This is a genomic window from Halalkalibacter oceani (assembly GCF_023715605.1).
Lineage (GTDB): Bacteria > Bacillota > Bacilli > Bacillales > Bacillaceae_D > Halalkalibacter > Halalkalibacter oceani.
Genome location: NZ_JAMBOL010000004.1, coordinates 143,149 through 167,702 on the forward strand (window position 1 = coordinate 143,149; position 24,554 = coordinate 167,702).

Here is a 24,554-nt window from a genome sequence, read left to right on the forward strand (position 1 = left end):
TCTGCGGTAACGCCTCTTGCTCCATTACCTTCATATAGAAGGCTGAGGAATAAACGTTCAAGCAAACTCGAAAGCCTCTACCCCTCAACCATGTCTATTCGCTTCTTTTTTCACAGTCGTTTTCAAGCCCGATTCAACAAATTGTTGCCGCAGGAACTTCTTACAATTAACTCAGGCTGCAGCAGCGTAGTCGTCGGGACGAACGCTTCTTTATGTTTAATAAAATCAATCATGTGCTCTGCCGCTAATTCTCCCATTTCAAAACTCGGCTGACTGATCGTCGTCAATGGTGAGGCCAAATGCTGCGACCAGACCGACTCGTCGAAGCCGACGTGGCTGACATCATTTGGAATGGAAAGCCCCAGTTCATTGGCAGCCTCGATCACCTCTGAGATCATTGAAACATGAGAAGATAAAATCGCATCAGGACGATCCGGCGCCATAAGCAGCTGTTTCACCGCTTCTTTTGCGGTTCCCGGCTTTTCTTCCACTTCCCGGATCATCATTTCATCGACAGCGACTCCATTGCTCTCCATCGCCCTGCGGTATCCTTCAATTCGATCCTCTCTCGGACTGATCCCTTGCGAAGTATAGGCGATTAGCGCAATCGATTTCCTGCCTAAATCCCTCAAATGATTAACGGCCAGCATTGAAGAGCGCACATTGTCGATAATCACCGTATCCAAAGCCATCCCGTCTATCCTGCGGTTGATCAGAACCAACGGATACTTCTCGTCGATCAGCTCCTGAAACAGCGGCTTGTTTTCAATCATTGGATTAATAATGATGCCGTCTACCTGCTTCATTTTCAGATTTTCAATATGCTCTCTTTCAAGCTGGGGATCATTATTAGAATTGCAAATCATTAAGCTGTAGCCGTTAGCATGGCATCTTTTCTCGACTCCCTCGATCACGAGCGACCAAAAAGTCGTTTTCATATTGGCGAGAATAAGGCCGATGACATTTGACTTCATTTGCTTTAAACTTCTCGCCAACGAATTCGGCTTATAATTCAGTTCCTTAATGATTCGTAATACTTTCTCCTTTGTTGCCTCATTGACGTATTCAAAATTGCCATTGATAATTCGTGAAACCGTTGTTTTTGAAACGCCGGCTTTTTTCGCGATTGTATCCATATTTACTTTATTGGCTTTATTGTTCATCGGCATCCACCCTACTCGCAATTTCTGAAACCGATTAATGAAACCGGTTTCGTTGATCGGTTAACTAGATCGTAGCACAGTGCAAAAATATCCGTCAAGAACATTTTAAATTTTTTGTTTATTGTAAATTCAGGAAAGTTGTACTTCCCGCCTGTTCAATCAACAGCAAAAAAACCTCGGCAAAAGGCTGCTTTCCCTTACTGCCGAGGCATCGTCACCACTATGACAGGTTTCCCTTCCACTCACTCTCCGTATTTTTCCCGCCATTGTTCCTGCCACTTCGAATAGTCTCCTTGAACTTCTTCCGCGGTTTTTCCGTCTAAAGAGCTTGGCGCTCCGGCCACATCATTCTTTTTTGATACGGGAAACGACCAGCCACCGATCACTTCTCCGTTTTGCAGCCATACGGTTACGGACGTTTTTCCCATATTGAATTGCTCATCCAAAGGATGATTTTTAACCGTGAAAGAGACCGTTTCAATTTGCTTATTTAAATATTCATCCGGTTCTGTATATTGAACCGCCCACACTTGCTCGTTAGAAAGCTCCAATAAATCAGACTTTGCAAACGTTCGCCGGCCTTCTCCTTCGTATGAAACGACCTCGTATCCTTCATGGCGCAGAAAGTCCTGTGCCATGACCACATGATTACTTATTGATTCATCGCCAGTACAGCCGACAAAGACAAGCATTATAAAGACCAAAACGATGTATCTCAGCAAAGAATTTCCTCCCCTTTTTCGTAATGGCTACACTCATTACGAAAAAGCTGCTGAAAAGTGAAAATCGTCCTTTTTCAGCAGCTTCCTCACACCGGGCTTAAACAGATTACGCAGGAATTACCATTCAATGGTATCAAGCATCGCCCACATAGCCGGGGAAATGCCTTCTGCCGCTTCCTTCTGCGGAAGAAACAGCGTAAAACCAATCAATTGTCCATTGTATTCTTTGGCCGTATGGACGATCATGGTCACGCCATCCTCATTTGTAATTTCTTCTTTAACCGTATATTCAATATCCGCTAACGGGACGTCTTCTCCCTCGACGATTTCTCCCTCGGCATGCTCTGTGATCATCTGCTTGATCTCCTGTGCATCCGCTCCGCTTCCATGATTGATCACCCTTGTGAAAAACGAATCATCATAATTAGACAGGATCACATCGCGGTTCGGCTCCTCGCTCTCAAGCATAAAATCCTGAAGAATGTAAATGCTGTAGCCGATGGCGCTGCGGTGAAACTGCGCTTCTCTCATTTCCGTTTCGCCTTCAACTGTTACCGGAATTTCCTTAATCTCAGCAGCATCACTGGAGCCTATCGGACTCTCCAGCTCATTGCCAGTTTCAGTTTCCTCCTCGTCAGCTGGAGGGACTTCGCTTTGTTCGTCCGCTGTTGCCGGATTGTTCGGCTCATCATTTTCATTGGCGCTACATGCGGCAAGCATAGCAACGGTTACGACTACACATCCGATCACAAAAAGTCGTTTCATACGATTCCCCCTTTTTTTCTCTTATGAAACGACAGGTGCTTCGGATAAGTTTCACCAGCTCAGTTCATTTCCGTTTTAGTTATCTGGAGAAAATGAAACAGAAAGGCTGTCGGTAAAATGTTGGGTGTACGTGACATTTTCAATTTGAACAACGAGCTCATCCGCTTCGAGCTGACGAATGCCTGATAATTCAACGGAGATATGCTGCCCCAGGTCATCGATATTCCCGTTCATGCCAATCGTATGGAGATCATTGACAGGCTGGTCCCCTGTCTTATACGTTAAGTAAAGCGGCGGACGTCCAGATTCAAATCCTGTCCTTTCGTAAAAGGATGCTTCCGTAAAATAAGGAATCGCCAAGGATCGAGTGGCGTTTTCGTTCGCTTTCACGAGCAAGGTCCATTCCAATGTATTCTGGCTATAAGTTGCTTCCTGAAAAACAAGCTCCGCGCCAAACCATGTTCCAATGCTTTCTTCATAGATTTCCTGCTGGCTGCGGTCAATGCTGAGCAAAAGCGAGTCTCTAATAAGCGGAATCGCAAAAGATACATCTTGATCACTCACATATGTAGCGCGCTGGACCTTTAGCTCAAACTCAGTCGGCAGCTCGTCGACCGGCTCGAATTGAATAAATTTTTCTTCATTTTCCCGAAACATTCCCTGGTAGAAAAAGCCGATAGTCGTCTCGTCTTTGCTGACTAAATCAACGGCCAGATCAAGCAATGGATCCCCATCCTCTGACTCATCGCGGAAGAATAGTTCCATCCCAAATGGAGTAATGCGCAGCTCCTCCATGTAAATGCTGTTTCCGTCTGCGCTGAATGCTTGCTCAATCGGAATGCTAACCGTCTCCACCTGATCGAAATCCAGCTCCATCGGGATCGAAACTTCATTCAGCTCATAGCTTTTCCCGCCCTTGTGAAGCGTTAAATCAAATAAATGCAGCTCGCTGATTTGCCGGATCACTTCTCCATTTTCATTGCGAACCGGATCAAAAATTAACCGATCATGATAGCGGCCCTCGACCATCCGCGCTTCATCCGTCATCCATTGATTTGAGTAGGAGCCATTTGATTCCAGCTCTCCCTCTCCACCAATTCGCAACCTTCCGCTCAGGACAGGCAAATTGTAGTATTCATGAATTTCTTCGGACAGGTCAACGCTGTAAAACACGTGAACCTGATCCGGCGTATACCAGATCTCCTCAATGATCAAGCTCTCCTGGCCACCTTCTTTAAATGGAATTTCGATTTCAGGAGTAATCGTATTCTCCAGCTCTCTCGCCCGCGTTAATCCTCTTGTACGGCTGAGCTTAAGCTGATCCCATTCTTCACGCGTCGCCTCCGGGATTTGAACGCTCAGAGGATTAAAAAATTCCTCCGCCTCAGACTCAGTCTCCGACGGCTCCTCCTCCTGTTGACTTTCTTCCTCCTGAGGTGCCACTGTTTGTTCCGCCTGCTCATTCCAGAGCGTATAGCCCGTTAACCCCATAAGCAGGATAATCACGATAATCCATTTTTGCTTTGTCATGAAAACATTAGCTCCTTAAGCGAGCTCAACCAGCTCAGTTCTCTGCTGCTTTAACGCTGCAATAGTACTTGTCAGCGCTCGATCCTCCCGTTCAAGTTCACCAACAATCCGCTCAACATGATAGGACATTTCGGTTGCTTGAGTTAAGGAATCCTGAATTTTGCCGTGTACCATCCAATCCACGATAAATCCATCGAAAAAATAATCAGCGAAGGTCAGGAAGCCATCTATTTCTATCGTGCAATCCGTATAAGCATTCACATCTTTAAGCTCTTCTTCAAAATGGCGCAAGGCGCGCTGAGCATGGTGAATTTCAGACCGCGCTTCATCAATATGACCATGCTTCATCGCTGTTGAAATCATTCCCCCGCCAAACATATCCCAGGTCGACCAGCCACTGGCACTTTCGAGTGACGAAATCGCCTTTTCAAGCGAAGCTCTTGCTTTTATCCCTGCCGCTATCGCCTCTTGATACTCTTTTAGCTGGGCTTTTTTCTCTTCTTCCTCATCGATTAACGAGGAAAGCCGCTCATTCAAAACAGAATCCGTCGCTATCAGATAGGCTTTCTTTTCTTTAATCAACTGCTCATATTCCTTCACCGGTTCAGACAGGGAGTGCAATAACAGCTGTATTTCCTTCAGCTCTTCTTCCAGATCTTCAATTGTTTGCAGCGCTTCTTCATATTTCAGCTGCGCCTGCAGCACTTCCTGCTGTTCCTTCTCCATTTTCTCCAAGCGCCGGCCGACAACCGTATAAAATAAATTTGTAAAACTAAGCTTCTTTAATTGCTCGACATCGGCTCTTTCACGCTCCAGCTGCTGTCTGAGCTGTTCCGCTTTTTGATGTCCCTCTGTTAAATGAGTGATAGCCCGCTCCTTATGAGCGCTCCACTTTACATATAGCCGCTTTCGCTCCTTCACTTCCGTTAACCGTTTCTGGTATTCTGCTAACATCCCGATCACCTCTATTTGATTTACGATAGATTGATGGAAAAGGTTTCATCCCTTCTAATCTGGCAGGCTACTATACATCCAGGTGAAACTGCTCTATTCCGGCGCCACACTGCTCCTACGGCTTAGATCAAAGAGAGGGTGTGGCAAAAGGGTTGGTTTCCTTTTGGCACACCCCCGAAACGGTAAAGTAGAGTTTGCCCGCCATTTTTACGGCGAGCAGGATGAATAAAGCCGTCTCTTTTTTTGAATTTCTGCCCGGTTTCCCAAATCAACCTCGAACGTTGACCGGCCTGAGGCATTTTTTATTACAACGCTGCAAGCTGCTCTTCAAGCTGATCTGTTGTAATTCTCCAATGTGAATCATGCCAGATGACATGTTTGTTTTTGACGATAAACAGCTGAGGTGATTCATGCTTGATTTGCAATTCTTCTGCTATCGCGTTGGAAACAGGCCGCTGTTCAATCACTTTCACCAGCGCAAATTGCAAGTCCGGTTTTTGCTGCGCTTCGATAAAATCCTGAAACACTTGAAACGCTTCGGCGCTGATCGGGCATGATGTACTATGCTTAAGCAAAAAGACCGTCCTTGAAGCAGATTCTTCCCAAAGGTCGTGCCATTGTTCAATCGACTGTAATTCCTGCATCTCAATCATCCTTTCATTGCTGCAGCTCGCATGTAGCCTGTTTTTCTACTCTAATCATAGCACACATTCCATATAAATGTTCCCACCTATTTCCATGCGCTGATGACAAAATGAATATCCTCATAGGAAATTGAATCAGGTAACGCCTCTTTTAATGGCTTCAACCGCTCCCAACCAAGCTCCTTCATTTTCTCTTCAATTAGCTGCCTTTTTTGTGGCTCGACTCTTTCCGCCAGCCCAAGCTCCATCCCGGCTTCCTCGGCTTTGATCAGATGCCTGATAATCGTCTGCTCGGTGAACCCGAATTCCGTTGCTAGTTCCTGAACGGTAGCACCATTTAAAAACGCTTCCGCTGTCTGCTTAAATTGGCCGCTTCTTGCTTTTTGTTCTTTGCGGCGCACGGCCGTCCCCTGACCTGATGCCGGCTTCCGCTCCGCAAAAGGGGCAAGAATCGCCAGGAACAGCTCGCCGTATTTCTCCAGCTTTTGCTCGCCGACTCCGGAAATCGATTGTAACTCTTCTTTCGTCAACGGTACTTTTCCGCTCATTTCCTTTAACGTCCGATCGGAAAAAATCATGTACGGCGGAACCCCCTGCTCTTCGGCCAGCCGCTTTCTCTCCTGCCGCAGCGCTTCGAAAATATCATCCTGTTCTTCCACCGCTTCCGGGATCGTTGTCTCTGACAAGAGCACCTTCGCCTCACCCGTTAAAACAGGAACCGCTTTTTCCGTGAGCTGCAGCGTTGGAAAAGAAGAATCAGTCGGCTGTAAATACCCTTCCGCGGTCAGAACATCAATCATATCAGCAACCGCCCGCTGCGTCCATTCCTTCATCAAGCCGTATGTCGACACATCGGCCAAGCCGAACTGTTTTATTTTCTGGTTTTCGGAACCGACGAGCACTTGAGCGACAATCGTTTTGCCGAAACGTTCACGCAGCCGCTTCACACATGAGAAGATAATCTGCGCCTCCCGGGTCCGGTCTATTTTTTCACCGCTGTCGACGCAGTTCGAACATTTGCCGCAGCTCTCTCCGTCCTCGTCTCCGAAATAGTCGAGAATGTAGTGCTGCAGGCAGCGCTCTGTATGACAATAGCTTGTCATCTGCTGCAGCTTCTTATATTCCATCGCCTGCCGCTCGTCGATCCGATCCGACTGCTCGATCAAAAACGTATGCGTGCGAATATCCTGAGCCGCAAACAGCAAAATACAGTCACTTTCCTCCCCGTCACGTCCCGCGCGCCCCGCTTCCTGATAATAGGCTTCAAGCGAGCGCGGCAGGCTGTAATGCAAAACAAAACGGACATTCGACTTATCGATTCCCATACCGAACGCATTCGTCGCGACAATCACTTTCTTTTTATCATAAATAAACGCTTCCTGACTGTCCGACCGCTCTTCTTCCCTCATCCCGCCATGATAGCGGGCTACTTCAAAACCGGCGGCTGACAGCTCTTCAAACAGCTGGTCGACTTCCTTGCGCGTCGTCGCGTAAATAATGCCTGATTCCTGCTTGCGCATCGTCAAGTAAGAACGAATAAACTCCTTCTTATTCACTCCTTTTTTCACTTCAAAGCGCAAGTTCGGCCGGGCAAATCCCATTGTAACCGTGCTCTGCTCGCGAATATGTAAATACTGCTGTAAGTCAGCGCGAACCTGCTTGGTCGCGGTAGCCGTTAAGGCGAGAACGGTCGGCTGATCGTTCAGCTGCTCCAGCCATTCGGGAATCCGCAAATAGCTTGGGCGGAAATCATGCCCCCATTGCGACATACAGTGGGCTTCATCAATCGCCACAAGCGAAAGGGAAACCGCTTGAAGCAGCTGTTGAAAATGGGGATGCTCCAGCCGCTCCGGTGCGACATAGACGAGCTTATAGGCGCCCGCTTTAATTTGGGCATGACGCTTTTGCTCCTCCGCCGCAGTTAAGGTGCTATTTAAAAAGGTTGCTCCAACCCCGTATTCCTGAAGGGCATCCACCTGATCTTTCATCAAAGAAATAAGCGGAGTAATGACAACGGTCACTCCCGGGAGGAGCAGGGCCGGAATTTGATAGCATAATGACTTCCCGCCTCCAGTCGGCATAATCCCAAGCGTATCGTGACCGGCAAGCACCTGCTCAATAATCGCCTGCTGTCCCTGGCGAAAATGCTCGTAGCCGAAAATCGTTTGCAGCTTTTCCTGCGCTTGTTCCATTTGTAGCGTTTGCATCGTCCTCTCCTTTCCATGTGTTCTCACACTTTTTTTACTTACCTGCTATTATAGCAAATTCCTGCTCCTCTTTAACATGATAGAAAGAGGCAAAAATATTGTTAGAACCCTATCCCTTTGTCTACAATGAATGGTATAATTCATAGGATTATGTTCAATGGAGGCTTACGCATTTATGATTACTGTAACAAATGTAGGACTACAATATGGGGACCGCAAGCTATTTGATGAGGTCAATATTAAATTCACACCGGGAAATTGCTACGGCTTGATCGGAGCCAATGGGGCTGGTAAATCGACATTTTTAAAGATTTTATCAGGTGAAATTGAGCCGCAGTCAGGGGACGTTCACCTTGCACCGGGCCAGCGGCTTGCCGTATTAAAGCAAAATCACTTTGAATACGAAGAGTTTGAAGTTTTAACGACGGTCATTATGGGACATGCCCGCCTCTATCAGGTGATGCAGGAGAAAGATGCGATTTATATGAAAGAAGATTTCACAGATGAGGACGGCATCAAAGCAGCCGAGCTTGAAGGCGAATTTGCCGAATTGAACGGCTGGGAGGCCGAATCCGAAGCGGCTGTTCTATTAAAAGGTCTCGGAATCGGCGAAGATCTTCACAATAAAAAACTCGCCGATTTAACCGGGGCTGAGAAAGTTAAAGTTTTGCTCGCACAGGCGCTGTTTGGCGAGCCGGATGTTCTCTTGCTCGATGAGCCGACGAACCACTTGGATTTACAGGCGATTGAATGGCTTGAAGAATTCCTGATTAATTTCGAAAACACGGTAATCGTCGTTTCCCATGACCGTCATTTTTTGAATAAAGTATGTACCCATATTGCTGATTTGGATTTCGGCAAAATCCAGATTTACGTCGGCAACTATGATTTCTGGTATGAATCAAGCCAGCTTGCGCAAAAGATGGCGCAGGATCAAAACAAGAAAAAGGAAGAAAAGATTAAAGAGCTACAAAACTTTATTGCCCGCTTTAGCGCGAACGCCTCAAAATCAAAGCAGGCGACATCGCGTAAAAAGCTGCTCGACAAAATTGAGCTTGATGACATTCGCCCGTCATCACGGAAATATCCGTATGTTCACTTTGCGCCGGAGCGTGAAATCGGCAACGATTTGCTGCGGGTCGAAAATCTGTCGAAAACAATTGATGGAGAAAAGGTGCTCAACGGCATCAGCTTTACGATGAACAAGGATGACAAAATCGCCTTAGTCGGAAGCAACGAAATCGCCAAAACGACGCTCTTTAAAATCCTTGCCGGTGAACTGGAGCCGGACAGCGGCAGCTTCAAATGGGGCTTGACGACATCGCAAGCTTATTTTCCAAAGGACAATTCCGCTTACTTCGAGAATTGTGACTTGAACCTCGTCGATTGGCTGCGTCAATACTCACCGCAGGATGACAGCGATACGTTTTTACGCGGCTTTCTCGGTCGGATGCTCTTTTCCGGCGAGGAAGTGAAGAAGAAAGCAAGTGTGCTTTCCGGAGGGGAAAAAGTCCGCTGCATGCTTTCCAAGATGATGCTGAGCGGAGCCAATGTCCTGCTGCTTGATGAGCCGACGAACCATTTAGACCTTGAATCGATTACCGCTCTGAACAACGGATTGATTTCATTTAAAGGCTCGCTTATATTCTCATCTCATGACCATCAATTTAACGAAACAATCGCCAACCGGATTATCGAACTGACTGATGATGGGCTGATCGATAAAGAAATGAGCTACAACGAATATTTAGCACTAAAAAAGTAAAACAACATACAGCATGCCACACAAGGTGCGAACCCCAAGCGAACATAAAATTCCCGGGAGGTTCGCACCAAAAAACAACCGAAATATGAATCACCATGTAAAACTATGTAAGAAAACAGCCAAAAAGCCAGCCCATAAAAGCGAAGCCTTACCACTCTGCGACCAAACACCACCGAAAACCAAGGTATTTTCGCTATCGCACTCTATGGGAGTGCGTGGATTGAAATCTCCCTTTTGCCCGACGAGTGTTTGAGCAGGATCATCGCACTCTATGGGAGTGCGTGGATTGAAATATCCCGAGACGCTGGATATTCAAGCGGTGTCACGATCGCACTCTATGGGAGTGCGTGGATTGAAATAAAGAGCGTTATGATGTATAGTTCGTGTTTTGGTATCGCACTCTATGGGAGTGCGTGGATTGAAATAATATTACTAGACTCATTATTATTAAGGGCGTGGTATCGCACTCTATGGGAGTGCGTGGATTGAAATCGGACGGTTGCGGCGTACCTCGCTGATCGATTTCATCGCACTCTATGGGAGTGCGTGGATTGAAATATCCCAAGGATCGGCTTTTCCATTACCATTAGCATCATCGCACTCTATGGGAGTGCGTGGATTGAAATACTTAGTGTCAATCCCCTTTCAATTCCAAAATTTCATCGCACTCTATGGGAGTGCGTGGATTGAAATATACATTGACTGTTCGACGACCACCTTCAACACTTATCGCACTCTATGGGAGTGCGTGGATTGAAATAACTGTTTCTGTAAGCACATTCTTATCAATAACATCGCACTCTATGGGAGTACGATGAGGAAATTTTTGTACACTCGATCCGCACTTCTTGGGTGCTCGTCGCAACTCTATGGGAGCACATAGAAGGACTGTAACAGGTGCTGATTCCGTTATTTACGTTGTAGTCACCATTTTTCGTTCGAAAAAGATTCCGCTCTACATTATAATTGAATCTGGCATGCTAGTATGAAGGAGGCTGCTGAAAAAGTGAAAATCGTCCTTTTTCAGCAGCTTCTTATAGGTTCCTTAAGTGTGGGCTCTCTTCTTTAAATTTGTTTTTAATACGGTACATGAAATTATTTTGAGGGGATGAAATGAAGATGTCAGTTAAGCTTGCCTACTCCCTGGCGATTATTGGTGCTGCTTTATGGGGGTTAGTCGGGTTGTTCGTACAAAATCTTTACGCTCACGGGCTGACAGCTTGGCAGGTTGTCGCGATCCGCTCGTTTTTTTCAATGCTTCTTTTGCTCAGTTATCTGCTCGTTTGGAAACGGCAGGCGCTACGGATAAAATGGCGCCATCTTCCTTATTTTATGGGGACTGGGGTTATCAGCTTTGTCTTTTTTAATTGGTGCTTTTTTAAAGTGATCGAGCAGACGAATTTATCTCTTGCGGTCATGCTATTGTATACGGGTCCCTTATTTGTTACGATCATTTCCCGTTTTCTCTTTAAGGAATGGCTGACAGCAAGAAAAATGGCGGCGATTGTCGTGACATTACTAGGATGCAGCTTTGTCGTCGGCTTCCTTCCCCAGGGAAGCATCGTGCTGACAGCCTCTACCTTGCTAATAGGCATCGGCTCCGGTTTTTTCTATGCGCTGTACAGCATTTTCGCCAAGCTGAGCAGCCGCTATTATCAGCCTTTGACGATTACAGTATACTCCTTTATTTGCTCGACTGTCTTTTTGCTTTTTTCCAGCAATCTCGTGCATACACTGCCACTTCTTCTGCAATGGGATGTAATGCTCAACAGCCTTGGCTTAGCTTTTTTCTCGACGACGCTTGCTTATATTCTTTACACAAAAGGACTGAGCCAGATTGAATCAAGTCGGGCGGCGATTTTGTCGACGATTGAGCCGGTCATCGCGATTTGCGTCGGTTTTTTCTTTTTTCACGATGAGCTGACGTTCTGGCAGTGGAGCGGGATTCTTCTCGTCTTTATCTCGATGTTCCTGGTAGCTGAATCCTCTTCCTCTAAAGAAGCCCGAAAACGGCTGACCTAAAAAAACAAATAAGGCTCTACGCTCATCACGAAGAAGCTGCTGAAAATCGTCCTTTTTCAGCAGCTTCTTTCGACACACCTTTTAATGATCATAGCCACGGTTGCGCTGTCGTCTTTTTTTGATAAAGTGATAAAGCAATACGAGGCAGCCGAGAATCGCAAGCGCATAAATCATATGTTCGACAAACGACGACCAGTCGGTAATCGTTCTTCCATAATAGAAGCCGACCAAAAAGTAAAACGTAAGCCAGACGAAGGCAGAGCTAAATCCGACTAACGCAAATAAGCGATAGGAGATGTTAGACAAACCGATACTAAACGGTACCGCATGGCGAATGAAAGGGAAAAAATAACTGAAGCTGGCCGCTTTCAAGCCGTATTTCTCCAACAGCTCCTTGCCCTTTTCCGCCCGCTCATGCCAAATCGATTTTTTTCGTTTCACCGGTAAGTGGGCGCGCTTTGAAACAACATGGCCGCTGACATAAAGAATCGTCCCATGACACATCACACTTGCGTATAAAATAAAGAAAGTCGGGAGCGGCTCTAAATAATAAGTAGTCGCCAGCAGACCACCCGTCATTAAAAGAACTTCATTGGGAACTGGAAAGAAAAACAGACCAACCGCCATGATTAAAAAAAGTGAAATATAGCCGTGCTGCCTGATAATATCAATCAGAAACATCCAGTCCACTACGCTCCCCCTCTTCCCTGCATCGCCATAGAAGCGGAAACGAGGCACCTCTCCCATGTCCGCTTTTGCTGTTATCCCTTAAAGTACTCTTTATAATAGCCACCTATTTTTCCGGTATTGTCGATCACAAAATAAAATTCTTCCGTTTCATTTTTGAGCTCATATGTTTTTCCAGCAGTCAGTGCCCGGTTCACCATGTATTTTTTTGCATTTGTATGTACGCATTCTACGGTGCGAATGGTCGGGCGCGTTTGCCACGTGTTGTGAATCATTTTCCTATCCCACTCCTTTTCCTTCTATCTTACTATTATAAGGTCCGCTTGCTTAATTGCAAACTGTTTCGCTTTCCTTAGCTGCCGCGAAAAAAACAGGGGATGGCTCACTAGATCAAAAGTCCGACCTGGTGAGCCATCCCGCTAAAGAGATAGAACCATTATTGACTTAGCCTTCCAGTAACAAAGATTCTGGATCCTCTAAAAGCTGCTTTACTTTTACAAGGAAGCTAACGGCTTCTTTCCCATCGACAATCCGGTGATCATAAGACAATGCAATATACATCATTGGACGGTTTTCAAAGTTCTCCTGGTCAATTGCCACTGGCCGCCATTGAACCTTATGCATCCCTAAAATTCCGACTTGAGGTGCATTTAAAATTGGCGTAGACCATAAGGAACCGAATACTCCTCCGTTCGTAATCGTAAACGTTCCACCTTGGAGATCAGAAATTGCCAGCTTATTATCGCGTGCTTTTTTCCCAAGCTCACCAATTTCACGCTCGATTCCAGCAAAGCCTAAGCGGTCTGCATCACGGACAACTGGCACAACAAGCCCTTCATCCGTTGAAACGGCTACACCGATATCATAGTACTTCTTAACTAAAATCTCGTCGCCCTGAATTTCCGCATTTAATAACGGGAACTCTTTCAAAGCACCGATAACGGCTTTTGTAAAGAAAGACATAAATCCGAGCTTCACGCCATTCTTTTCAAGGAAAGCATCTTTACGACGCTTGCGCAAATCCATAACAGCCGTCATGTCGACTTCATTGAACGTTGTTAACATCGCTGCTGTTTGCTGGGATTCAACAAGGCGCTTGGCGATTGTTTGACGACGACGGGACATTTTGATCCGTTCTACCGGCTTAGCAGAATCACTGGAGGCTGCCGGTGCTTTAGCCTGCTGTGGCGCTGCTGGCTGCTTTTGCGGTGCAGCTGGTGCTGTTTGATGCGTTTCAACATCCTGCTTGCGAACACGGCCAAGCGGATCAGCTGTTGCTACGGCGCTTAAATCAATACCGCGCTCACGGGCAAGCTTTCTAGCTGCCGGTGAAGCGAGCGGTCTGTCCTGACCAGTTGCCGGAGCCGGCTCAGCTTCTTTAGCCGGTTCTGCTTTTTCTGCGCTTGCTGCCGGCGCTGGTGCTGCTTCCTCTTTCGGAGCAGCAGGCGCTGCGCTTGCCGCACTTCCGCTTTCATCGATCACAGCAATCACTTCGCCAACCTCAACCGTATCGCCTGGTTCCTTTTTGAATTCAGTAATCACGCCGGAATGTTCAGCTGTAATTTCAACGTTTACTTTATCCGTCTCCAGTTCAGCGATATATTCCCCCTGGTTTACCTGTTCGCCCACCTGCTTTAGCCATTGGGCAATTGTTCCTTCAGTAATCGACTCTGCTAGTTCTGGTACTTTGATTTCAATCACGGGAAAAGGCCTCCTCTTATTGTTTGCGTGTCAATGATTCTGTCACAATGCGTTCTTGTTCTTTTTTATGTGCGGTCGGGTCACCTTCAGCCGGACTCGAACGGTGCGTTCTTCCAATGTAGCTGACCGTCGCTCCCTCTGGTGTAATTTCCCGGATACGAGACTCCATAAACGGCCACGCACCCATATTTTTAGGTTCTTCCTGAACCCAGACAATTTCCTTTAAATTGCTGTAGCGGGCAAAGATGCTGCGAATCGGCCGTTTCGGGAACGGATAAAGCTCCTCGACGCGGGCGATATGGAGCCAGCTCCAGTCCTGATCTTTGCTTTTCTGCATTTTATCGGCAATATCAATCGCGACTTTCCCACTACAAAGGATGATCCGTTCGACCTTATCTGTATCCTGCCCCAACCCTTCCTGCTCAAGGACAGGCTGGAATTCTCCCTCGGTGAAAGCATCGTGAGTAGATGCAACCATCTGATTCCGAAGCAAGCTCTTCGGCGTCATGATAATGAGCGGACGTACCGCATCCTTTTCCAAAATCTTCGCTTGGCGGCGTAAAATATGGAAATATTGAGCCGCTGACGTACAATTGGCAATTGTCCAGTTGTTCTCGGCAGCGAGCACAAGGAAACGCTCAACCCTGCCGCTGGAATGCTCCGGTCCTTGACCTTCGTAGCCGTGCGGCAGCAAAACGACAAGGCCTGACTTTTGTCCCCATTTTGCTCTTCCTGCTGAAATCCACTGGTCAAACATAACCTGGGCACCGTTGGCAAAATCCCCGAACTGCGCTTCCCATAATACTAATGTTTCCGGAGCTTGAACATTGTAGCCATATTCAAACCCGACAACAGCCATCTCCGATAACGGACTGTTATGGACCGCGAAGGAAGCATTGGCTTTTTCAAAGCTTTGCAGCGGTGTGAAAATCGAGTCATTTGTCCGGTCATGCAGCACAAGATGACGATGAGCAAACGTACCGCGCTCCGAATCCTGACCTGTTAAACGGATCGGCGTGCCATCATGCAGAATCGTCGCAAATGCCAGCGTTTCCGCAAGACCCCAATCGACCTTGTTGTTCTCTTCAAAGGCGCTTAGACGACGCTTTAAGATCTTTTCGAGCTTTTCATTCGCTGAGAAATCCTCCGGCCAATCCAACAGCTGTTGATTGATTTCCTTCAGCGTCTCAAGCGGAACACTCGTCTTGACCTTTGGCAGACCGTTCACGACAAAGTCCGGCGGAACGAGCTCCAGCACTTTATTCGATTTGTTGGCCGCCACTTCATCATATTGCGACTGCAAATATTCCTGTGTTTCGCGGTCGAGTTGATCTCCGTACGTTTCTTCGACAACGCCTCCGGTCGAAAGCTGCTTGGCATAGATTTCGCGCACGGTCGGATGCTTGCGGATGATGTCATAAAGACCAGGCTGCGTAACGGCCGGCTCATCCATTTCGTTATGACCAAAGCGGCGATAACCGACTAAGTCAATTAAGAAATCCTTCTTAAACCGTTTCCGGTATTGAATTGCTAAGTGAATGGCAGCCATACAGGCTTCAGGATCATCAGCGTTGACATGGAGAATCGGAATTTCAAATCCCTTTGCCGGATCACTCGCATATGTAGTAGAGCGAGAATCATGCGTTTCCGTCGTGAAACCGATATTGTTATTTGCGATGATATGAAGAGACCCGCCAGTCTGATAACCCCTTAAACGGCTAAGGTTAAGCGTTTCTGTCACCACTCCCTGACCCGGGAATGCCGCATCACCATGAATTAAAATCGAGTAAGCCTTCGACACATCCTGCTGCGGGAAGCCTTTCGCTGTGCGATCTTCCTGCGCTGCGCGCGCGTATCCTTCGACAATTGGACTGACAAATTCCAGGTGACTCGGATTGTTCGCCAACGTCACGGTCGCTTCAGCGGTATTTTCTTCCCGAATCTGTCTGTCTGCTCCAAGATGATATTTCACATCCCCCGTCCATCCTTCATTAATTCCAGTGGAACCTTCAGAAGGGACAAGGTCTTTATTTGGCGCATGTAAAAATTCAGAGAATACTTTCTTGTATGGTTTGCCAAGTGTATGAGTAAGCACGCTCAACCGTCCGCGGTGGGCCATTCCAATCAAAACATGCTCTGTTCCTTCATGGACGACTCCTCTGACAGCTTCATCAAGCATCGGCACAAGCACATCAAGTCCTTCAATTGAAAAGCGCTTCTGTCCAACAAAGGTGCGGTGAATGAACTTTTCAAAGCCTTCCACTTGTGTTAATCTTTTTAACAAATTAACTTGCTGCTGTTTTGTCAGATTTGGCAAATACATGCCTGACTCCACCATTTTAATGAGCCATTGGCGCTCATCCATATCTTGAACATGGTTAAATTCAAAGGCAATCGTTTTTGTATAAACTTCGCGCAAATATTGGATTGCGGCCAATCCGTCCTTCACATGCGCAGGAGCATCAGAGCAGAGTAGATCGACCGGCACCTCTTTCAAATCCTCTTCCGTTAAATCGTAGCGACTCAACTCAAGCAACTGGCTGTTTTTCCTGTCTTTGATGATTGGATTTACATCTGATGCTAGATGTCCTTTTCTGCGAATCATATCTGCTAGTTTAACGGCGTTAACACATTTTCTGATCATATCCGGCGAAGCAGCAGAAAAAACCGGCGAAGCCGCTCGCTTACTCCCCTGCTCATCTACAGAGGCCGGAGGCGGTCCCCAGACATCAAATAGTTCCCGTAAGTCTTCATCGACTGCTTCTGGATTGCTTGAATACTCTTCGTAAAGCTCGATTGCAACGCCAAGGTTGGGACCATGAAATCCTTGCCATGGTTCGTCCACTTTGTGCTCCTTGCTTGACATTTGATAAAAACCCCCTAGTTTAACTTCAATGGCAAATCTATGAATGTTAACAATTACAACGCTTTCAAGTCATTTTAACATAATTGTCACATTTATTAAAGGAAATCCAAGCGCATTCATAGATTTATTTTGATCGATTTTCTAACGAATGGAACCAGCGAATTTTCTGCTCTTCCTTCGCCAGAAGAATTTCGCTTTCAATTAGAAAGTGTAGTACTTTTCATATAGAAAATCCAGTTCTTTTCTAAAGATTTTTTTATTTTTTTTCGCCTGATTTTTTCCTTCATAAAAGCATGAAAAACGAATTTATTTTTTGCGTGAAATCTCCTCGTCAAACCAGGCTGTAATTTGCTTTTTTTCCGTTTCTGTAAATTGGAACATCGGCGAGTCACAGCCTTCTTCCCGGAGGACGATCTGTAAAACTTCTCCAGTATCGTTCGCGATGATTAAAGCTTCCGGCTCCAGCAATTGCTCAGGAAGGTCCGCTCCGGAAAACCGGGCAACATAATGAGTCCATTGCTGAACCGGATAGGAGTCGACGAGATTGAATCCGTCAAGCTTGCACTCCCGGTACTGTTCAAATTGTAAATCAATCATTTCTTCGCCTGCTTTCTATAAAGTCATTCATCCAGTCATTTATTATCGCAAACCTGCTCTTTCCCTGCAATCGGCAATTGCCAAATAAAAAAACTTGCCCCGAACTTTTCTTCGGAACAAGTGTTTCGCAAAGGGCAACGGAGATACAGCACCATCAATCTCTCAAGTCTTAGGTAAGAGAATTATACGATATTACATCCTCCAGCGGCCGGCGCGCAGAACGGTGGGCAGGCTGAGCCGCCTTGCCGATCGCCAGCAGCATAACAGGCGCATAACGTGAAGGGATATCAAATGTTTCGATCAATGCTTCGCGGCTGAAGCCGCCCATTGGACATGTATCATAGCCGCGCGCTTTAGCGGCAAGCATAAGCTGCATCGCAGCAAGTGACGTACTTAAAAACGCTTCATCGCGTGGGAAAGGGGAATTCCCTTCGTACGCTTTGTTGATTTGGCCGACTAAAGTTTCCTTTACTTCCTTCGGCATAAAGCCATTATCGACCGCAGTCTGATAGATTGCCTCCGCCTCTTTATTCGCCTCCAAATCACCAAGCAAAATAATCACCGCCGCACTTTCAACAACCTGCTTCTGGTTGTAGGCAATCGGCAACAGCTCTTCTTTTCTTTTTGGATCATCGACGACGATAAAGCGCCAAGGCTGAATGTTCCATGAAGACGGGGCCTTTGTCGCGACTGTGAGCAGCTCTTCCAGCTCCTCGCGTTCAATCCTTGCTTCCGGATCAAATTTCCGGACAGAATGGCGTTCTTCAATCGTTTGAAAGACGCCAAGCTCACCTTGCTGGGCAGTACGTTGCATCATGATTCCTCTCCTTTGTCTCTATTTTCCTTCTATCGTAAATGATAATTCCACCATCTGTAAACTGTTTTCCATAATAGGAGCAACCGCCACGACTGTCTACACTAAAGGATGCCCAAATGGAGACGGGCTGATTCCAAGCTACTTTTTTTTGAAAACAAGCAAATACCAGCCGCCTTCCCTAATAATGGGTGTCATTTTTTTCAAGCGAAACTTCGCTTTCCTGCCGTATTCGGTCAATTCCCGGGCCGAGGGGACGGGATACATCTTTTCATGCGCGGACATAAAGCTATTAAAAGCCGACGCGAACGCCTGACCGTGCTTTGAATGAACGAGCGGGGAAATGATCAGCAAGGTGCCTTTTGGCTCAAGAAGCCGATTTGCTTTGATAAACAGCTTCTGACGCTCTTCTTGTGAAAAATAATACAAAAGATTGTTCATCATCACCATCTGAAACGTTTTTGCCGTCTCATACTGATCAATATCACCGGCGATAATCTCAATGCCGCTGTCTGTCAGTTCTTCCCAGGCTTTGGCAGCGACCGTTTCATCCACTTCGATTCCACATAGCTCAAGCTCTTGGTTCGTTTCCTTCAGCCGGCGCAAATAGCCACCATAGCCAGTACCGATATCAAAAACCGATGTCACTTTTTCTTTTTTGACCGAGGAAGCGACCTTCGGAAAGGCAATCGTCTCCAGCAGAGCTGACGTACGGGCGACGGTATCGCTATAATTCTCCTCAAAGAAGGTAACCTCTTTCCCCTGGATTAAATCACGATAGGAGAGCATCGTCGGGATATGAAGCTCCATCATTTCTTTAATAAGAATACCGACTGAATTAGGACTTTCCTTGGAAACATATTTAACGAGCTGTCGCTTCGGCTTGATTTTGCCATTGCGCTTCATTTTCAAATGACCAAGGACAATGCCGACGTCCACCCAGCGTTGCAGAAGATCCTGATTCCAATTGTTGCGGGCCGCTACCTCCTCCACAGAGGCACCCTTGGAAAAATGGTGGAACAAATCGAGGCTGTAGCCAAGATGAGCATGCCAGGTCGGCAAAAAAGGCTCATTTTGCTTCATCCATTTTCGCGCGTTCCATAAGCGCAAATATTCAGTTATCATCGTTGTTCACCCCACCTGTTGCTAGCCAAGGATAATCATCCTTCTTTGTGAAAACATGCTGCTGCAATATCGTTCTCTTCCCCCGGAAGAAGAGATGCAAACCGTCTTTCACCTGGAAGGGAATAAGGCCAAGGCCGGAAATATTCATCATTTGCTGATCATGCAGCCTCTCGTTTTGTACTAAGGCGCGGATCGCGCTCAGCCGCAGCCTCTGCCATGCTCTTCCCGTTGGGCTGTACATTCTCGCAAACAAGTGGCTAAGCCAGGAGACATACTCCACCCGCCGCTTTCTGACATCCTCGAACCAATGAAACAGGGCATAGTCCGTCGATTTACCCGTTTGATACATCCAGCCGATCAGTTCACCTAAAATGTCAGCATCCTGAATAGCGAGGTTCATCCCTTCTCCGGCCATCGGATGAACGCTGTGTGCCGCATCACCGATCACAATCAAATTAGACCGGTAATAGCGGGAAACCGTCTGCCGGACAGGAAACATCAGTTGTATCTCCTTCCAGTCGGTCACCGTCTGAACATAGCCGTCAAGCCGCGGTTCAAGCCGGGCATAATGCTCATGGACCGCCTGGGGGCCAGCCTGCTTCAGCTGTTTATATTCGCCGGGTCTGATCTGGAGCACGCTCCGTACGCGCTTATCAGGTAAGGGAAACAGCCCGAGAAAGCGCTGTTCATCGGCAATCATTTCTCCTTCCGTCAGCTCCGGCGGACAGGCGAAGGAAAAGGTAAGAAAATCATGATTATACGATTGCCTCTTGAACGTCAGTCCGGCTATTTTGCGGATTTTCGAGCCCCGCCCTTCCGCTCCGACGATCATATTGGCTGTTATGCTGTGAATCTCATTTTGATATTTAATCCGTGCTGTATAGCTCGTCTGCAGGTTGAGAAAAACAGCCGGACGGACTATTTGAACAGTTTCGTAAGTGAGCGCCTCTTTCAACAACAGCTCGCGCAAACGATCATGTGGAATCATCGCCGCCATCGCATGCTCCGGCAGAACCGAATAATCCATTAAGACGTGAAGCAATTCCTCACGTCCCCGGCCGACTTCCCTCGTATGGATCGCCTCAAGCGGGTACATCTCTGCCTTCACCCGCTCCAGCATGCCTAAGCGCTTGAAAATTTGCAGCGTTTTTGGCTGAAGCAATTCACCTTTATAAAGATGCCCGGCTCCTTCCTCCCGCTCCACGACAACCACCGGAATTCTTTGCCGCGCCAATGTCAGCGCAAGGCTTAAACCAGCGACTCCTCCGCCGATAATCAGCACCTCTGTCTTCATCCTTTTCACCACCTATCGCCACATTTCCCTCAAGGTCGCGCTCTGAAACTAGCAGATCGAACAATGGTAAAATACCTATTTTGTTATGAAGCACTTCGGTTTATAATGAGATCATGCTTACCGTTAAAGGATGGAAACACGTGAAAAAATTTATGACGATTGTTTTTTTCGTTTTACTAGGACTCTTTTTCCTTGTTTTATATACATTTTTAGATCATGATCAAGTACGGCAAATCACCTATAAAACATTAATCGCTGAACATCACATTCCGAAGGATTACGTGCCGATTTACAAAGAAGCGGCTGAACAATATGACATCCCGTGGGAGCTGCTTGCTTCTGTACATAGAGTAGAAACGATTTTTTCAACGATGGACCCGTTAATAAGTCCGGTTGGGGCGCTCGGACATTTTCAATTCATGCCGAGAACGTGGATCGGCTGGTCGTACCCCGGGGGGCAATTAGGTGAGATTGAGGATGAGATCGATTTGACCGATCTCGAGTTAATCACAGAGCACAATGGATACGGAGTCGATGGCAGTGGAAATGGCAAAGCAGACCCGTTTGACTTGCGTGATGCCGCTTATGCGGCGGCCTACTACCTCGCTGACCACGGGGCGGCTAATGGAGAGATTGAAGAGGCGCTGTTTGCTTATAACCAGAGCGACGATTATGTCCGGGAAGTGATGGGCTACTATGAATCCTATTTGGATTATTATGAGCTTGTTTCCTTCCCAACAGCAAAATATAAATAGCATGACCGACTACAAAGCGGATGACGAGCATAGACTAAAAAGCAAGAGGTGGCGCTATGCTGAACATCCTGGTTACGTTTTTACTTTCGCTGTTAGTCAGTCTTGACGGCTATGTCATCGGCTTTTCATTCGGGTTAAAAAGGATCCGGATTCCCTTGTCGATCGTGATGATGATTGCCGGCTTTTCCTCTGTCGTGATCCTTATTTCGATGGGGGTCGGTCATCTCATTGGTGAGCTTGTCCCGACAAAGAACATTCAAGTATTTGCCGGGCTGCTGTTAATCGGCGCCGGTCTTTATCACTTTTTACAGGACCCTCCCTTGTATCGCCGATCTTATTTTTTAATGATCGCCCTCTTTATGAACATCGATAATATCGGCTACGGCATTCAAGCCGGCCTGGCACAACGGCCGTTATCCTTTGCGCCATTAGCCGGGCTGCTCTTATGCGTTTCAATGGTTGTCGGCGTCATTCACGGTCAGGAAACAAAGAACCGCTTCCTACTCCGTTATGTCTCAATTGCCCCGGCCCTGCTTTTTATCCTTCTCGGTTTAAGCAAGGTTTTGCTTAGCTGACTTCGCCTTTACCCTTCTTCCTTTATTGCGGAAGGCACGCTGACTGTGATCTCTGTCAGTTCACCCGTCGTAAGGTCGTAGCGGTGAAGATGATAGTCAGGGGCCCGGCTCGGAAAAGCGCGATCTTCGGTGAAATACAAATACTTTTCTCTGAACACGGGTTCCATCACATATGTTTTTAAGTTGGTGACCTGCTCGACTTCTTTTGTCGCGAGATCGAGAAGCAACAATTCATATTGGAATGTTCCGCCTTCATCCGCATTCGTAATCGTGGTGAGGGCCAGCTTTTGTCCGTCCGGGGAAACGGCGAGTCCGTACAACTCCTCGTCCCAATAACGCGGCTCGATCTTTGTCAGCTCGCCCGGCGCTTCAAGCGGCATCATAAACAAGCTTTGTTTCACCTCAAACATCTCTTCCGCTGTTTCCGCCTCCTGCTCATCGGCGAACATTGTCACATACAATGCCTCATCGGTGCCGGAAACAGCTATGTCAGACATATCATATTCCAGCCGTTCTGTTAGTTGTTTCATTTCCGAGCCATCTAGCGGAATCGCAAAAATGTCAAATTCATGCGGTCGCTCCTGGGCAATCGGTGAATAATTTTCAAAGGTCGCCGCTTTCAAGGCATAGACTGTACTGTCATCACCGCCAAAGCTTAGCCTCGTAATCAACTCCCCGCTTTCATAAACTGTTTCCCGCTCTCCGCTGACCGTGTCAAGCTTCACGACTGAGCTGTTCCAGCCGGTCTCCTGCTGAATGGTGGAGACATAGACCACATCCGTTCCATTCGGTGAAAAAACCGGGGAAGAAATGCGCTCATTTTCGCTTTCTGTAAGCAGCTGTTCTCCAACGCCGTTTTGTTCCGCCAGATAAAGGCCGACTTGACCATTGACCGCATAGCGATAGAGAAGCCGCGTTTCATCATATGAGACGTCGAAGCCATCGATCAATCCAGTGAATTCATTCGCTCCGGCCGGCCGATGAGACTCCCCGATAGACCAGAGAACTACAATGCCGAGCAGCACAGCGATGGACAAGCTTAATGCTATTGTTTTTTTCTTCACGCTTATCTTCCTCTCTATCTCATATACACGACGACAAACATGATCATCATACACACCGTTAAGCCGGCACCGACCCACATCCACGGGCTGTTCTTTTTAGCCGCTTCATATTGCCACCAGTAGGAAAGCGCCCAAAAGACAATCAGTCCAAGCGGAAACAGCATATAAACGGTCAAGCCGGCAAAGATCAGCAACCCTGCCAAAAAGAAACCGGCAAAGCCGACAATGACAATGCCTGCCAATAAATTAAAGAGATGCACTCCTTTCCGCTTTTGCTCCTTCTTCTTGGACAGCTTCTTTTCCACCGGCGTTTTCAGCGCTGTCAGCACAACCAGCGTCAACGTGAGCAAAATCAGCCCGCCTCCAAAAAGCTGAAGCGGCATGATGTAAGCTTGCGTGCCTGTATCAATAATAAGCAGCCCCAAAAAATAAAAAGGGATTTGCCCCGCTAAATAAAGATTCATTAGCAGCTTGCGATTTCCCATATAGGCTGGAAAAAGGGCGAGCAAGAGAAAGCCGAGCCCCGAGAGGATGACAATTGTCATCCAGAGAGAATGCGGCTCTGCAAGCTGAACCGCTCCGTGTAAATAAGCAAGAGCGGCGAATAGGATCGAGCCGCCTCCTAGTAAAACGAGCAGTTCTTTGCGATATGGAAACAGTGAGCGCTGTAATTGCTCCCCCACCTCCTGATCACCGCCAAAATCGGCGATCGCCAGCGCGATCGCCTGCTCTTCCGTTTCACCCTTCAGCTGATAGTGTTCCTTAGCCTGCAGCAGATGACTTCGCATTTCCTCCGCCAGTTCATCGCGGTCTGCCTGGTCACATTCGACATGCCGGAGGATCTCGTTAATATACTCGTCGATCGTCTTCATACCTCGCCCTCCACGCATTTATAAATAAGCTGATGAATCGTGTTCCAGTCATTCAGCTTCGCCTGAAGCCCCTTTCGCCCTTCATCGGTAATCGCGTAATATTTGCGGCGGCTCCCGCCCTCACTTTCCCTCCAGTACGACGTGAGCCGTCCTTTTTTCTCTAAACGCTTCAATGCCGGATAAAGGGTCCCTTCGCTCATATTATAAAGCTGATCGCTCGTTTCCTTTAAAGAGCGCACGATTTCATAGCCATACATATCCCGCTGCGAAATAAGGGACAGCAGCAAAATATCAATGCTTCCTTTCATTAATTCTTTATCCATCTCACACCACCCTTACATTGCTTGTTTTTTACATTGTAATACGACGCACATCGTATTACAAGGGTAGATAACATAAGAAACCCTCCAGAGGCGCCTTGTCCTTGCAGCG

The 24,554-nt window shown here is 47.1% G+C and carries 22 protein-coding genes and 1 CRISPR repeat array; of the genes, 4 read left to right on the plus strand and 18 right to left on the minus strand.

Features of this window, described 5'->3' with window-relative positions:
- Positions 1-122: 122 nt before the first annotated feature.
- The 7 genes from M3202_RS07700 to recQ form a co-directional block, all read right to left on the minus strand.
- On the minus strand, positions 123-1,163 hold the full coding sequence (locus tag M3202_RS07700; RefSeq protein WP_251222767.1) for a LacI family DNA-binding transcriptional regulator: 1,041 nt from the start codon (positions 1,161-1,163) through the stop codon (positions 123-125).
- 242 nt (positions 1,164-1,405) lie between these two features.
- A complete protein-coding gene (locus M3202_RS07705) occupies positions 1,406-1,885 on the minus strand; it encodes a hypothetical protein (protein ID WP_251222768.1) in 480 nt (159 codons plus the stop codon).
- A 117-nt stretch (positions 1,886-2,002) separates the two neighbouring features.
- Positions 2,003-2,650, minus strand: coding sequence for an aryl-sulfate sulfotransferase N-terminal domain-containing protein (locus M3202_RS07710; RefSeq protein WP_251222769.1), 648 nt, complete (start codon positions 2,648-2,650; stop codon positions 2,003-2,005).
- Positions 2,651-2,725: 75 nt separating this feature from the next.
- Positions 2,726-4,180: a hypothetical protein gene (locus M3202_RS07715; RefSeq protein WP_251222770.1), complete on the minus strand. Its 1,455-nt coding sequence runs from the start codon at positions 4,178-4,180 to the stop codon at positions 2,726-2,728.
- A 15-nt stretch (positions 4,181-4,195) separates the two neighbouring features.
- The gene (locus tag M3202_RS07720) at positions 4,196-5,134 is read right to left on the minus strand and encodes a hypothetical protein (protein WP_251222771.1); all 939 of its coding nucleotides are present in this window, start codon (positions 5,132-5,134) and stop codon (positions 4,196-4,198) included.
- A 305-nt stretch (positions 5,135-5,439) separates the two neighbouring features.
- Positions 5,440-5,778: a bacillithiol system redox-active protein YtxJ gene (ytxJ, locus tag M3202_RS07725; RefSeq protein WP_251222772.1), complete on the minus strand. Its 339-nt coding sequence runs from the start codon at positions 5,776-5,778 to the stop codon at positions 5,440-5,442.
- Between the two features lie 86 nt (positions 5,779-5,864).
- Positions 5,865-7,985: a DNA helicase RecQ gene (gene recQ / locus M3202_RS07730; protein WP_251222773.1), complete on the minus strand. Its 2,121-nt coding sequence runs from the start codon at positions 7,983-7,985 to the stop codon at positions 5,865-5,867.
- Positions 7,986-8,160: 175 nt separating this feature from the next.
- On the opposite strand from recQ, the gene M3202_RS07735 reads away from it, so the two are divergent.
- Entirely contained in the window at positions 8,161-9,750 is a 1,590-nt protein-coding gene (locus M3202_RS07735; protein WP_251222774.1) for an ABC-F family ATP-binding cassette domain-containing protein, read from the plus strand.
- Between the two features lie 195 nt (positions 9,751-9,945).
- A CRISPR array of direct repeats spans positions 9,946-10,510; the repeat unit is 32 nt; unit sequence ATCGCACTCTATGGGAGTGCGTGGATTGAAAT.
- Positions 10,511-10,869: 359 nt separating this feature from the next.
- Complete coding sequence (locus M3202_RS07740; protein ID WP_251222775.1) at positions 10,870-11,772, plus strand: DMT family transporter; 903 nt, start codon at positions 10,870-10,872, stop codon at positions 11,770-11,772.
- A gap of 81 nt (positions 11,773-11,853) precedes the next feature.
- Here M3202_RS07740 and M3202_RS07745 read toward each other — a convergent pair whose 3' ends face one another.
- The 8 genes from M3202_RS07745 to M3202_RS07780 all read right to left on the minus strand — a co-directional run bounded on the left by M3202_RS07745 (position 11,854) and on the right by M3202_RS07780 (position 20,856).
- Entirely contained in the window at positions 11,854-12,453 is a 600-nt protein-coding gene (locus M3202_RS07745; RefSeq protein ID WP_251222806.1) for a DedA family protein, read from the minus strand.
- A gap of 80 nt (positions 12,454-12,533) precedes the next feature.
- Positions 12,534-12,734: a DUF6501 family protein gene (locus M3202_RS07750; RefSeq protein WP_251222776.1), complete on the minus strand. Its 201-nt coding sequence runs from the start codon at positions 12,732-12,734 to the stop codon at positions 12,534-12,536.
- Between the two features lie 169 nt (positions 12,735-12,903).
- Positions 12,904-14,160, minus strand: a complete 1,257-nt coding sequence (gene odhB, locus M3202_RS07755) for a 2-oxoglutarate dehydrogenase complex dihydrolipoyllysine-residue succinyltransferase (protein ID WP_251222777.1) — start codon at positions 14,158-14,160, stop codon at positions 12,904-12,906.
- Between the two features lie 16 nt (positions 14,161-14,176).
- A complete protein-coding gene (locus tag M3202_RS07760) occupies positions 14,177-17,026 on the minus strand; it encodes a 2-oxoglutarate dehydrogenase E1 component (protein WP_251222778.1) in 2,850 nt (949 codons plus the stop codon).
- Positions 17,027-17,332: 306 nt separating this feature from the next.
- Positions 17,333-17,623, minus strand: coding sequence for a hypothetical protein (locus M3202_RS07765; RefSeq protein WP_251222779.1), 291 nt, complete (start codon positions 17,621-17,623; stop codon positions 17,333-17,335).
- Positions 17,624-17,792: 169 nt separating this feature from the next.
- Complete coding sequence (locus M3202_RS07770) at positions 17,793-18,437, minus strand: nitroreductase family protein (RefSeq protein WP_251222807.1); 645 nt, start codon at positions 18,435-18,437, stop codon at positions 17,793-17,795.
- A 141-nt stretch (positions 18,438-18,578) separates the two neighbouring features.
- Positions 18,579-19,562: a class I SAM-dependent methyltransferase gene (locus tag M3202_RS07775; protein WP_251222780.1), complete on the minus strand. Its 984-nt coding sequence runs from the start codon at positions 19,560-19,562 to the stop codon at positions 18,579-18,581.
- Positions 19,552-20,856: an FAD-dependent oxidoreductase gene (locus tag M3202_RS07780; protein ID WP_251222781.1), complete on the minus strand. Its 1,305-nt coding sequence runs from the start codon at positions 20,854-20,856 to the stop codon at positions 19,552-19,554. Before M3202_RS07780 ends, M3202_RS07775 begins: the two co-directional genes overlap by 11 nt.
- Positions 20,857-20,996: 140 nt before the next feature.
- On the opposite strand from M3202_RS07780, the gene M3202_RS07785 reads away from it, so the two are divergent.
- Positions 20,997-21,611 carry a lytic transglycosylase domain-containing protein gene (locus M3202_RS07785; protein ID WP_251222782.1) on the plus strand — a complete coding sequence of 205 codons (615 nt, stop codon included), beginning with the start codon at positions 20,997-20,999 and terminating at the stop codon, positions 21,609-21,611.
- Positions 21,612-21,667: 56 nt separating this feature from the next.
- Positions 21,668-22,186, plus strand: a complete 519-nt coding sequence (locus M3202_RS07790; RefSeq protein WP_251222783.1) for a manganese efflux pump — start codon at positions 21,668-21,670, stop codon at positions 22,184-22,186.
- 8 nt (positions 22,187-22,194) lie between these two features.
- On the opposite strand, the gene M3202_RS07795 is transcribed toward M3202_RS07790, so the two are convergent.
- From M3202_RS07795 to M3202_RS07805, 3 genes are read right to left on the minus strand one after another with little or no spacing between them, the layout of a single operon-like run.
- Positions 22,195-23,250: a TolB family protein gene (locus tag M3202_RS07795; protein ID WP_251222784.1), complete on the minus strand. Its 1,056-nt coding sequence runs from the start codon at positions 23,248-23,250 to the stop codon at positions 22,195-22,197.
- Positions 23,251-23,264: 14 nt separating this feature from the next.
- A complete protein-coding gene (locus tag M3202_RS07800; protein ID WP_251222785.1) occupies positions 23,265-24,122 on the minus strand; it encodes a permease prefix domain 1-containing protein in 858 nt (285 codons plus the stop codon).
- Positions 24,119-24,445: a PadR family transcriptional regulator gene (locus M3202_RS07805; protein ID WP_251222786.1), complete on the minus strand. Its 327-nt coding sequence runs from the start codon at positions 24,443-24,445 to the stop codon at positions 24,119-24,121. The genes M3202_RS07800 and M3202_RS07805 overlap by 4 nt, the downstream gene beginning before the upstream one ends.
- Positions 24,446-24,554: the final 109 nt, after the last annotated feature.

Excerpts from the sequence above, each read along its gene's own strand:
- M3202_RS07700 (WP_251222767.1), bottom strand. The coding sequence starts at position 1,163 with ATGAACAATAAAGCCAATAAAGTAAATATGGATACAATCGCGAAAAAA.
- M3202_RS07710 (WP_251222769.1), bottom strand. The coding sequence starts at position 2,650 with ATGAAACGACTTTTTGTGATCGGATGTGTAGTCGTAACCGTTGCTATG.
- M3202_RS07715 (WP_251222770.1), bottom strand. The coding sequence starts at position 4,180 with ATGACAAAGCAAAAATGGATTATCGTGATTATCCTGCTTATGGGGTTA.
- M3202_RS07720 (WP_251222771.1), bottom strand. The coding sequence starts at position 5,134 with ATGTTAGCAGAATACCAGAAACGGTTAACGGAAGTGAAGGAGCGAAAG.
- ytxJ (WP_251222772.1), bottom strand. The coding sequence starts at position 5,778 with ATGCAGGAATTACAGTCGATTGAACAATGGCACGACCTTTGGGAAGAA.
- recQ (WP_251222773.1), bottom strand. The coding sequence starts at position 7,985 with ATGCAAACGCTACAAATGGAACAAGCGCAGGAAAAGCTGCAAACGATT.
- M3202_RS07735 (WP_251222774.1), top strand. The coding sequence starts at position 8,161 with ATGATTACTGTAACAAATGTAGGACTACAATATGGGGACCGCAAGCTA.
- M3202_RS07740 (WP_251222775.1), top strand. The coding sequence starts at position 10,870 with ATGTCAGTTAAGCTTGCCTACTCCCTGGCGATTATTGGTGCTGCTTTA.
- M3202_RS07745 (WP_251222806.1), bottom strand. The coding sequence starts at position 12,453 with ATGTTTCTGATTGATATTATCAGGCAGCACGGCTATATTTCACTTTTT.
- M3202_RS07750 (WP_251222776.1), bottom strand. The coding sequence starts at position 12,734 with ATGATTCACAACACGTGGCAAACGCGCCCGACCATTCGCACCGTAGAA.
- M3202_RS07760 (WP_251222778.1), bottom strand. The coding sequence starts at position 17,026 with ATGTCAAGCAAGGAGCACAAAGTGGACGAACCATGGCAAGGATTTCAT.
- M3202_RS07765 (WP_251222779.1), bottom strand. The coding sequence starts at position 17,623 with ATGATTGATTTACAATTTGAACAGTACCGGGAGTGCAAGCTTGACGGA.
- M3202_RS07770 (WP_251222807.1), bottom strand. The coding sequence starts at position 18,437 with ATGCAACGTACTGCCCAGCAAGGTGAGCTTGGCGTCTTTCAAACGATT.
- M3202_RS07775 (WP_251222780.1), bottom strand. The coding sequence starts at position 19,562 with ATGATAACTGAATATTTGCGCTTATGGAACGCGCGAAAATGGATGAAG.
- M3202_RS07780 (WP_251222781.1), bottom strand. The coding sequence starts at position 20,856 with ATGAAGACAGAGGTGCTGATTATCGGCGGAGGAGTCGCTGGTTTAAGC.
- M3202_RS07790 (WP_251222783.1), top strand. The coding sequence starts at position 21,668 with ATGCTGAACATCCTGGTTACGTTTTTACTTTCGCTGTTAGTCAGTCTT.
- M3202_RS07800 (WP_251222785.1), bottom strand. The coding sequence starts at position 24,122 with ATGAAGACGATCGACGAGTATATTAACGAGATCCTCCGGCATGTCGAA.
- M3202_RS07805 (WP_251222786.1), bottom strand. The coding sequence starts at position 24,445 with ATGGATAAAGAATTAATGAAAGGAAGCATTGATATTTTGCTGCTGTCC.